An 8,424-nucleotide genomic window follows, 5' to 3' on the forward strand; every position below is an offset into this window, starting at 1 on the left:
GAAGCTGGGCCCGATCTCGCTGATGTACAAGGGCTCCGTTGAGTTCCTGTCCAAGGACCCGGACACGCACTCGGTGGTCATCAAGGCCGCCGGCAAGGACGCCAGAGGCAACGGCACCGCCGCCGCGACGGTCACCGTGGCCCTGACCGCCGACGGCGACTCGACGGTCGGCACGGTTGAGACGAACCTGTCGATCACCGGCAAACCGGCGCAGTTCGGCCGCGGCCTGATCTCCGAGGTGGGCGGCAAGATCCTGAACACGTTCGCGACCTGCCTGTCCGGGAAGCTGGCCTCGGCCCCCGAGGAGACACCGGCTCAGGCCGCGGCTGCCACCGAACCGACGGCCGAGTCACGCGCGCAGTCACCAGCGGAGTCACCCGCGGAGTCGGCGGTCGCGTCAGCGGCGGGGTCGATGACATCAGCCGTGGCGGCCGAACACGCGGAGGCCGTGGCCGCGGGGCGCAAGGCAGGCGAGGCGGCGGCGGCCAGCCTCCCGAAGAACGTCCAGCCAGACCCGGTCCCGGAACCGGAGACGGAGGCGATCGACCTGTTGTCGTACGCGGGTCCGTCGGTGCTCAAACGCGCCGCGCCGCTGCTGGCGCTGACCGCCGCGGTCCTGGCGTTCATCACGCTGCGGCGGCGCCACCGCTGAGCCGGCGGCGAGCGGGCAAGATCAGCAGCCGTCCGCACCAATATGTTGCGGGCGGATGAGCGGGGCGTGCAGGATGGCCCGGGTGCGCCGGCTGGTGGGTATTTGTTGTGCAGCTCTGCTCGTTGCCGGCTGCGCGAGCACGGACGACGGCAGCGGTGAGCCCGTCCCGCCGTTCCACCCGGGCACCGTCACCACCCGGGAGACCGACTCCGGTGCCGATGCCAAGCCCGCCGACACCTTCACCGTGGTGGCGACCGGTGACGAGCTGATCCACCCCGCGCTGACCGAACAGGCCGAGGCCGACGGCGGCGGCAGGCGTGACTACGAGCCGCTGCTCGCCGGCATCAAGCCCGTCATCTCCTCCGCCGACCTGGCGATCTGCCACATGGAGACGCCGATCGCCACCGCCGACGGGCCCTTCAAGGGGTACCCGCTCTTCTATGTCCCGCCGGAGATCGCCACCGCGGTCGCCGACACCGGCTACGACACCTGCTCGACCGCCTCCAACCACACCCTCGACCAGGGCGCCGAGGGGGTGCGCACCACGCTCGACACCCTCGACGCCGCCAAGATCGGGCACACCGGGTCCGCACGCACCGAGCAGGAGGCCGGCACGCCGCTGATCCGCGTGGTCAGGGGCGTCAAGGTCGGCCAGGTGTCGTTCACCTTCGGGCTCAACCAGGGGACCGAGGCGCCGGAGCCGTGGACGGTCAACGAGCTGTCGGTCAACGCGGTGCTCGACGCGGCCAGGAAGGCCCGCGCGGCCGGCGCCGAGGTCGTGATCGCCAGCATCCACTGGGGCATAGAGAACCAGCACGAGCCCACCGCCGAGCAGAAGGACATGGCCAGGCAGATCCTCGCCGACCCGGCCGTGGACCTGATCGTCGGCCACCACGCGCACGTGGTGCAGCCGTTCGAGAAGATCGGCGACAAGTGGGTGGCCTACGGCCTGGGCAACTCGGTCGCCAAGCACGAGCAGCCACGCGGCGACACCGAGGAGGGCGTGATCGCCCGCTTCACCTTCACGAAGTCGGACACCGGCTGGCGGGTCGCCAAGGCGGAGTACATCCCCACCCTCATCGACCTCGGCCCACCCATCCGCCTCAGGAACCTGACCACGGACAGCTCCGTCGACCCGGCCCGCAAGAAGGAGGCCCTGGACCGCACCGACCAGGTGGTTCTAAGCGAAGGCGCCGGCAACGACGGCCTCACCCGCCCGGAAGGCTGATCCGCAGAGCCGCGTTGGCCGGGCCGGATGCGGCTGGTCGGCTGCGACGGGTTGGGCGGGGTGGGGTGTGGTGGGTTGGCTGGGCGGGTTGGTTCGGCAGGTGGGGTGTGGTGGGTTGGCTGGGCGGGTTGGTTCAGCAGGCGGGATGTGGTGGGTGGTTGGGGCGGGATGAGTCCTCGGGGTTGGGCAGGGTCGGCTCGGTGGGTGTTCGTCGGGGTAGTCGGCGGGGTGGTGCGGCGGGCTGAGGCGTCGGGTTGGTCGGCGGGCTGGACCGCCGGGCGCGGGCGCGCATCCGCTCGGTAACGTCGGGTCCATGGAGAGTGTGCGGGCGGTGGCCGACTGGCCGGTGGACCACGCGGCGGTCGCGGTCGTGTCGGCAGGTGGTGAGGTGCTCGGTGCGGAGGGGCCGCAGGCGCGGGAGTTCAAGCTCGCGTCGGTGACCAAGTTGCTCACGGCCTACGCGACGCTGGTGGCCGTCGAGGAGGGGGCCGTCGAGTGGGACCAGCCGGCCGGGCCGGAGGGGTCGACGGTTCGGCACCTCATCGCGCACACCTCCGGTCTGGCGTTCGACGAGCACAAGGTCATGGCCAAGCCGGGCACGCGCCGCATGTACTCGAACGCCGGGTTCGAGGTGCTGGCCGACACCGTGCACGGGGCGTCCGGCATCCCGTTCGCGGAGTACCTGACCGAGGCGGTGCTGGCACCGCTGGGCATGGAGTCGTCCCGGCTGGCGGGCACGGCCGGCGCCGGTGGCGTGTCGACCTGCGCCGACCTGGCGCGCTTCGCCGCGGAGCTCCAGGCCCCCACGCTCGTCTCGGAGACAACCCTCGACGAGGCGACCACGGTGGCGTTCCCGGAGCTGTCCGGCGTGCTGCCGGGCTACGGCTACCAGAAGGACAACGACTGGGGCCTCGGCTTCGAGATCCGGGACCACAAGAGCCCGCACTGGACGGGCAGGAACAGCTCGCCGCGGACGTTCGGCCACTTCGGACAGTCCGGGACCTTCCTGTGGGTGGACCCGGACGCCGGCGTGGCCTGCGTGGCCCTCGCGGACAGGGCGTTCGGTCAGTGGGCCATCGACACGTGGCCGGCTTTCACGGACGCGGTGCTGGCCGAGCTGTGAACGTCCGCCACTGAGCGGGCGTGAACTGAAGGGTGGGCCCGGAGGAGTCCTTCGAGTCCCGCACGGCCACACCCTCGATACCGACGGCAACCTCGACGCAGTCGCCGTTGGTGGCGCCACTGAAGGTGCTCTTGCGCCAGGCGACCTCGATGCAGCCGCCGTTGTCCGCGCCGCTGAAGCTACTCTTCCGCCACTCCATCTTCGGCCTCCGGAACGTCGTACTCGTTTGCCAGGCTGGCAAGCAGCTCCCTGGACTCTCCCTCATTCAGCGTAACCTCCTTGAGTTTGCGCAGGATCGCGCGATAGGTGCCAACATCTTTGGGGTTCTCCAGGAAGAGGCTGTGGGTCTGGTTCTCCACGTAGGCGACTGGTGGATGGTTGGGATAGTCCATCAGCTGGAACGGGCTGCCCAGCGCTCCTGGCGGAAAGGAGGACGGCACGACCCGCACGGTGCACCAAGACCGGGCCGAGACGAGCACGATGTGCAGGAGTTGATCGTTCATCACCCGGGGGCCGCCGACGATCGCGCGGAGGACCTGTTCCGGGATGAAGAAATTGATTTCGATGCCGTGTTCACGGCGAAGGACGTTCTGCCGCTCCATTCGCGCCTGGATGCGCGGCTCGATGCCCTCGGCGGGGATGCGCCCTGCCAGCCGGAACAGCGCGGTGGCGTAGCCCTCGGTCTGCAGGAGGCCGGGGATCACCAGGGGCTCGTACTGGTTGATCAAGGTGGCGGTGGTCTCGTGCGTGACCAGGGTGCGCAACTCCTCGGGGATGTGCTCGCCGTGGGGTTGGAGCCAGTCCTTGGCCCAGATCTCGCGGCACATGCCTATGAGGCGGTCCATCTCGTCGCCTACCACGTGGAAGTAGGCGAGATAGGTGGCGACCGCGATCTCGGAGGCGCCGCGCTGGCCGTTCTCCATCCGCGAGACCTTGCTGTCCGACCAGCCCAACGCTCGTGCCAGGTCCCGGGCGCTGAAACCCGCCCGTTCGCGGACCCGCTTCAACTCCGTGCCCAGCTGGCGGCTTCTCGTGGTGGTGTGCCGGTCGTTCATGCCGCTCAACGTAAGGCGGCCAACGGCCGACACCCGGGCACGACAGCCGAAGTTCACCCGGCTCGGCGTGCCGTTGACCGCGGGTCCGGGCACGATGGCGACATGCATCACATGGAGCGGGACGAGTGGCTCGCGTTCGTCATGCAGGGAACCCGGACCGGCAAGCTGGCGGTGGTCCGCAAGGACGGCTCGCCGCACGTGGCGCCGATCTGGTTCCTGGTCGACGCCGCCGAGGATGGGGACAGCGCCGAGGACTACCTGGTCTTCACCAGCGACGGCAGCTCGGTCAAGTCGAAGATCCTCCGGCGGGACCCGCGGATCGCCCTGGTCGTGGACATGGAGCGACCGCCGTACTCGTTCGTCCAGTTCCGCGCCGAGGCGACGATCTCCGAGGACCTCGACGAGCTGCTGGAGTGGGCGACCCGCCTCGGCGCCCGCTACATGGGCGCCGACCGCGCCGAGGAGTACGGCAAGCGCAACGCCGTGCCCGGCGAGCTGCTGGTCCGCGCCCGCATCACCAAGGTCGTCGCCCAGGCGGACATCGCCCACTGAAAGCGCAGGTGGAAGGGCGCCATACCGTGGTATGGTGATGTTGTGACGACGAAGAAGGTGACCATCACCCTGCCCGAGGAGACGCACGCCAAGGCGATCGCGCTCGCGAAGAAGGCAGGCTTACCCTTCTCAACCTGGCTTGCCCAGACCGCCGAGCACGAAGTACGGGTGCAGGAGGGCCTGGAAGCCATGCGGGAGTGGGATGAGGAAATGGGTCCGCCTTCTGCCGAAGCAGAGGCCTGGGTGGACCGGCAGTTCGCCGAGCTGGAGGGCCAGTCCTCAAGCTGAGGCACGTCGCAAGGTGGGTTGATGGTTTCGTTCAACGGCCCGGTCGTCTACGACGCCGGGGCGCTTCTTGCTGCCGAACGCGGAGATGACCGGATGCGTGCGCTGCACCGGCGCTTCCTGCTGCACGGCATTTCGCCGGATGTGCCTTCGCCCGTGCTGACACAGGCTTGGCGGGACGGTTCCCGGCAGGTGGGCTTGACGCGGTTGCTCAAGGGGTGCGCGGTGCTCCCCACTGACGAGGAGGTCGCCAAGCACGCCGGTGTGCTGCTGCGGATGAGCCGCACGTGCGACGCGGTCGACGCGATCGTCGTTGCCACGGCGATGAAGTACGCCGCGACGGTCGTGACCAGTGACCCGAAGGATCTGCAACAGATCAGCGACGCCGCGGCGTTTCACCTTGGTTTGGTCGAGGTCTAGCTCAACGGTCTAGTTCACCGATGGCAGCTCCGGGCCGAGGAAGTCGTCCGCGTCCCGGATTGTGTAGGCGTAGCCCTGTTCGGCCAGGAAGCGTTGGCGGTGGGCGGCGTAGTCGGTGTCCAGGGTGTCCCGTGACACCACCGAGTAGAAGTGGGCCTGACGACCGTCTTCCTTGGGGCGCAGCAACCTGCCGAGCCGTTGCGCCTCCTCCTGGCGTGAGCCGAAGGTCCCGGACACCTGCACCGCCACCGTGGCCTCCGGCAGGTCGATGGAGAAGTTGGCGACCTTGGACACGACCAGCGTCCGCAGCTCGCCCTTGCGGAACAGGTCGAAGAGCCTCTCCCGCTCGGAGTTCCGGGTCGAGCCCTGGATGATCGGGGCGTCCAGCTCGGCGCCCAGTACCTCCAGCTGGTCCAGGTACGCGCCGATGACCAGCGTGGGCTCGCCGGCGTGCTTCTCCAGGATCTTGCGGACCACCGGCACCTTCGTGTCGACGGTGGAGCACAGCTTGTACCGCTCTTCGGGCTCGGCCGTCGCGTACGACAGCCGTTCGGCGTCGGTCAGGGTCACTCGGACCTCGACGCACTCCGCCGGGGCGATCCAGCCCTGCGCCTCGATGTCCCGCCACGGCACGTCGTAGCGCTTCGGGCCGATCAGCGAGAACACGTCGCCCTCGCGGCCGTCCTCGCGGACGAGGGTCGCGGTCAGGCCGAGCCGGCGGCGGGACTGCAGGTCGGCGGTCATGCGGAAGACCGGCGCCGGCAGCAGGTGCACCTCGTCGTAGACGACCAGGCCCCAGTCGCGGGAGTCGAACAGGTCCAGGTGGCGGTACTCACCCTTCGACTTGCGGGTCATCACCTGGTACGTCGCGATGGTGACGGGGCGGATCTCCTTGCGCTCGCCCGAGTACTCGCCGATCTCGTCCTCGGTCAGCGACGTCCGCGCCACCAGCTCGCGCTTCCACTGCCGGCCGGCGACCGTGTTCGTCACCAGGATCAGCGTCGTGGCCTTCGCGTGCGCCATGGCGGCGGCGCCGACCAGCGTCTTGCCCGCGCCGCACGGCAGCACGACCACGCCGGAGCCGCCGGCCCAGAACGCCTCCGCGGCCCTGCGCTGGTAGTCGCGCAGGTGCCAGCTGTCCTCCACCAGCTCGATCGCGTGGGCCTCCCCGTCGACGTAACCCGCCAGGTCCTCGGCCGGCCAACCGACCTTCAGCAGTACCTGCTTGAGCCGCCCGCGCTCCGACGGGTGCACGATCACGGTGTCGTCGTCGATGCGGGCGCCGAGCATCGGGGCGATCTTCTTGTGCCGGAGCACCTCCTCGAGCACGGCGCGGTCGGTGGTGGCCATCACCAGGCCGTGCGCGGGGTGGTTGGCCAGCTGCAACCGCCCGAACCGGCCCATGGTGTCGACGATGTCGATCAGCAGCGGCTGCGGGACCGGATACCGCGAGTACACGGTGAGCGCGTCGACCACCTGCTCGGCGTCGTGGCCGGCGGCGCGGGCGTTCCACAGCGCGAGCGGCGTGACCCGGTAGGTGTGCACGTGCTCGGGTGCCCGTTCCAGCTCGGCGAACGGGGCGATCGCGATGCGCGCGTCGTCGGCTCGGGGGTGGTCGACCTCGAGCAGCAATGTCTTGTCGGACTGGACGATCAGCGGTCCATCTGTCACAGCGCCTCACTCGCGAGAGGGTAGATTGCGGTCATGACGACGCCTCCCCATCAACCGGGACCGTACGGGCAGCCGAACCAGGATCCCTGGGGCCAGCAGCCGGGAGGCGGCTACGGCCAGTATGGCCAACAGGGACGCCCGGAGCAGCCCCAGTACGGCGGCGGCCAGTGGGGCGACGACCAGACCCAGCGCCTCGGCCAGGGTGGCCAGTACGACCAGACCCAGCAGTTCGGCCCGGCCCAGCAGTACGGCCAGACGCAGCAGTTCGGTCAGACCCAGCAGTACGGTCAGCAGTCACCCTACGGTCAACAACCACAGTACGGCGGAGGATTCCAGCCGCCGGAACCGCCCAGGAAGAAGACGGGCATGATCGTGGCGATCGTGGTCATCGCGGTGCTGGTCCTCGGCGGTGCCGGGGTCGGCATCTACTTCGCCACCAAGGACAACGGCTCGAACACGGCCGGTGGCACGACCACCACGACCAAGACCAAGACGACCACCGCAGGGTCCACGGAGAACTCCGAGGACACCACCACGTCCGAGGACGAGGAGACCACCACCGAGGACCAGGGCGGTGGCGGGGCGGCCACCGACGCCCAGCCGGGCGACTGCATCAAGGTCAACGTGGCCAGCGAGACCGACGCGGACATCGAGACCGTCGACTGCGCCTCCGAGGAGGCGATCTACAAGGTCGGTACGCGCGAGGAGGACAGCACCGGCGACTGTCCGAACGAGCAGTACGTGCAGTACACCGAGGAGGGTCAGCTCCTGCTGTGCCTCCAGCTGAACGTCAAAGAGGGCGAGTGCCTCGAGGTGACCGACAACCAGGACAAGCGCGCGGACTGCGGCGCTCCGAACGCGACACACCGCGTGATCGGCGTCCTGGACGGCGTCGACGACGAGACGAAGTGCGGCGCGGACGCCACCGAGGTCATCACCTACCCGCAGCCGCCGCTCACCGTTTGCCTTGTCGCACCGGCAGGTTAACGTCCGTCCGCATTCGATCCGTAACGGACAGTCGTCTGTCAATCCCCGCATTGGGTAATTTGCCGGGTCCACTCAAAAGTGTCGGGGCCGTCGCGTACATTGCTGCTCTCGAACCAAGCTTCCGAGTGTCCGCATGTTGTGCGAGGGGTGCACATGAACTCTCCGAACTACCCGCCACCGGGTGGGCCGTACGGTCCGCCGCAGGGTCAGCCCTACGGGCCGCGCCCGCCCCAGACACCGCCGGGCGGCCAGCCCTACGGCACCCAGCCGGGTGGCCAGTCCTTCGGTGCTCCACCCCCGCAGGGGCAGCCCTTCGGTGGTCCGCCGCCGCAGGGCCAGCCGTACGGCGGTCCCGGCGGTCCGGGTAGCCCCTCGGGCGGCTTCGGTCCGGGTGGCCCGGGAGGCCCAGGCGGTCCGAACGGCCCCGGCGGCGCGCCGCCGGCCGCCTACC

The 8,424-nt window shown here is 69.5% G+C and carries 11 protein-coding genes; 8 read left to right on the forward strand and 3 right to left on the reverse strand.

The window, feature by feature from the left end:
- The 3 genes from ACJ73U_RS34000 to ACJ73U_RS34010 form a co-directional block, all read left to right on the forward strand.
- Window positions 1-652 (forward strand): SRPBCC family protein (locus ACJ73U_RS34000; RefSeq protein ID WP_407781850.1); only part of this gene is annotated, 652 nt, incomplete at its 5' end.
- Between the two features lie 55 nt (window positions 653-707).
- Window positions 708-1,880, forward strand: coding sequence for a CapA family protein (locus tag ACJ73U_RS34005; RefSeq protein ID WP_407781851.1), 1,173 nt, complete (start codon window positions 708-710; stop codon window positions 1,878-1,880).
- Between the two features lie 313 nt (window positions 1,881-2,193).
- Complete coding sequence (locus tag ACJ73U_RS34010; protein ID WP_407781852.1) at window positions 2,194-3,003, forward strand: serine hydrolase domain-containing protein; 810 nt, start codon at window positions 2,194-2,196, stop codon at window positions 3,001-3,003.
- Here ACJ73U_RS34010 and ACJ73U_RS34015 read toward each other — a convergent pair.
- Together ACJ73U_RS34015 and ACJ73U_RS34020 are read right to left on the reverse strand one after the other, a co-directional pair.
- Window positions 2,975-3,268, reverse strand: a complete 294-nt coding sequence (locus ACJ73U_RS34015; RefSeq protein WP_407781853.1) for a DUF397 domain-containing protein — start codon at window positions 3,266-3,268, stop codon at window positions 2,975-2,977. The genes ACJ73U_RS34010 and ACJ73U_RS34015 overlap by 29 nt on opposite strands.
- Complete coding sequence (locus ACJ73U_RS34020) at window positions 3,183-4,166, reverse strand: helix-turn-helix domain-containing protein (protein ID WP_407781854.1); 984 nt, start codon at window positions 4,164-4,166, stop codon at window positions 3,183-3,185. The genes ACJ73U_RS34015 and ACJ73U_RS34020 overlap by 86 nt, the downstream gene beginning before the upstream one ends.
- Between ACJ73U_RS34020 and ACJ73U_RS34025 the strand changes: the two genes are divergently transcribed.
- The 3 genes from ACJ73U_RS34025 to ACJ73U_RS34035 are packed head-to-tail and all read left to right on the forward strand — an operon-like array spanning window position 4,161 to window position 5,315.
- Complete coding sequence (locus tag ACJ73U_RS34025; protein ID WP_407781855.1) at window positions 4,161-4,610, forward strand: PPOX class F420-dependent oxidoreductase; 450 nt, start codon at window positions 4,161-4,163, stop codon at window positions 4,608-4,610. The genes ACJ73U_RS34020 and ACJ73U_RS34025 overlap by 6 nt on opposite strands.
- A gap of 42 nt (window positions 4,611-4,652) precedes the next feature.
- Window positions 4,653-4,898, forward strand: coding sequence for a hypothetical protein (locus ACJ73U_RS34030; RefSeq protein ID WP_407781856.1), 246 nt, complete (start codon window positions 4,653-4,655; stop codon window positions 4,896-4,898).
- 21 nt (window positions 4,899-4,919) lie between these two features.
- Complete coding sequence (locus ACJ73U_RS34035; RefSeq protein WP_407781857.1) at window positions 4,920-5,315, forward strand: type II toxin-antitoxin system VapC family toxin; 396 nt, start codon at window positions 4,920-4,922, stop codon at window positions 5,313-5,315.
- Between the two features lie 9 nt (window positions 5,316-5,324).
- On the opposite strand, the gene ACJ73U_RS34040 is transcribed toward ACJ73U_RS34035, so the two are convergent.
- The gene (locus ACJ73U_RS34040) at window positions 5,325-6,986 is read right to left on the reverse strand and encodes a DNA repair helicase XPB (protein WP_407781858.1); all 1,662 of its coding nucleotides are present in this window, start codon (window positions 6,984-6,986) and stop codon (window positions 5,325-5,327) included.
- A 33-nt stretch (window positions 6,987-7,019) separates the two neighbouring features.
- Here ACJ73U_RS34040 and ACJ73U_RS34045 point away from each other — a divergent pair, with 33 nt between their 5' ends.
- Together ACJ73U_RS34045 and ACJ73U_RS34050 are read left to right on the forward strand one after the other, a co-directional pair.
- Window positions 7,020-7,973: a hypothetical protein gene (locus ACJ73U_RS34045; protein WP_407781859.1), complete on the forward strand. Its 954-nt coding sequence runs from the start codon at window positions 7,020-7,022 to the stop codon at window positions 7,971-7,973.
- A 153-nt stretch (window positions 7,974-8,126) separates the two neighbouring features.
- On the forward strand, window positions 8,127-8,424 hold a 298-nt coding region (locus ACJ73U_RS34050; protein ID WP_407781860.1), incomplete at its 3' end, for a hypothetical protein.

Origin of the sequence: Actinophytocola sp. (assembly GCF_045807065.1) — a bacterium.
Taxonomy (GTDB): domain Bacteria; phylum Actinomycetota; class Actinomycetes; order Mycobacteriales; family Pseudonocardiaceae; genus Actinophytocola.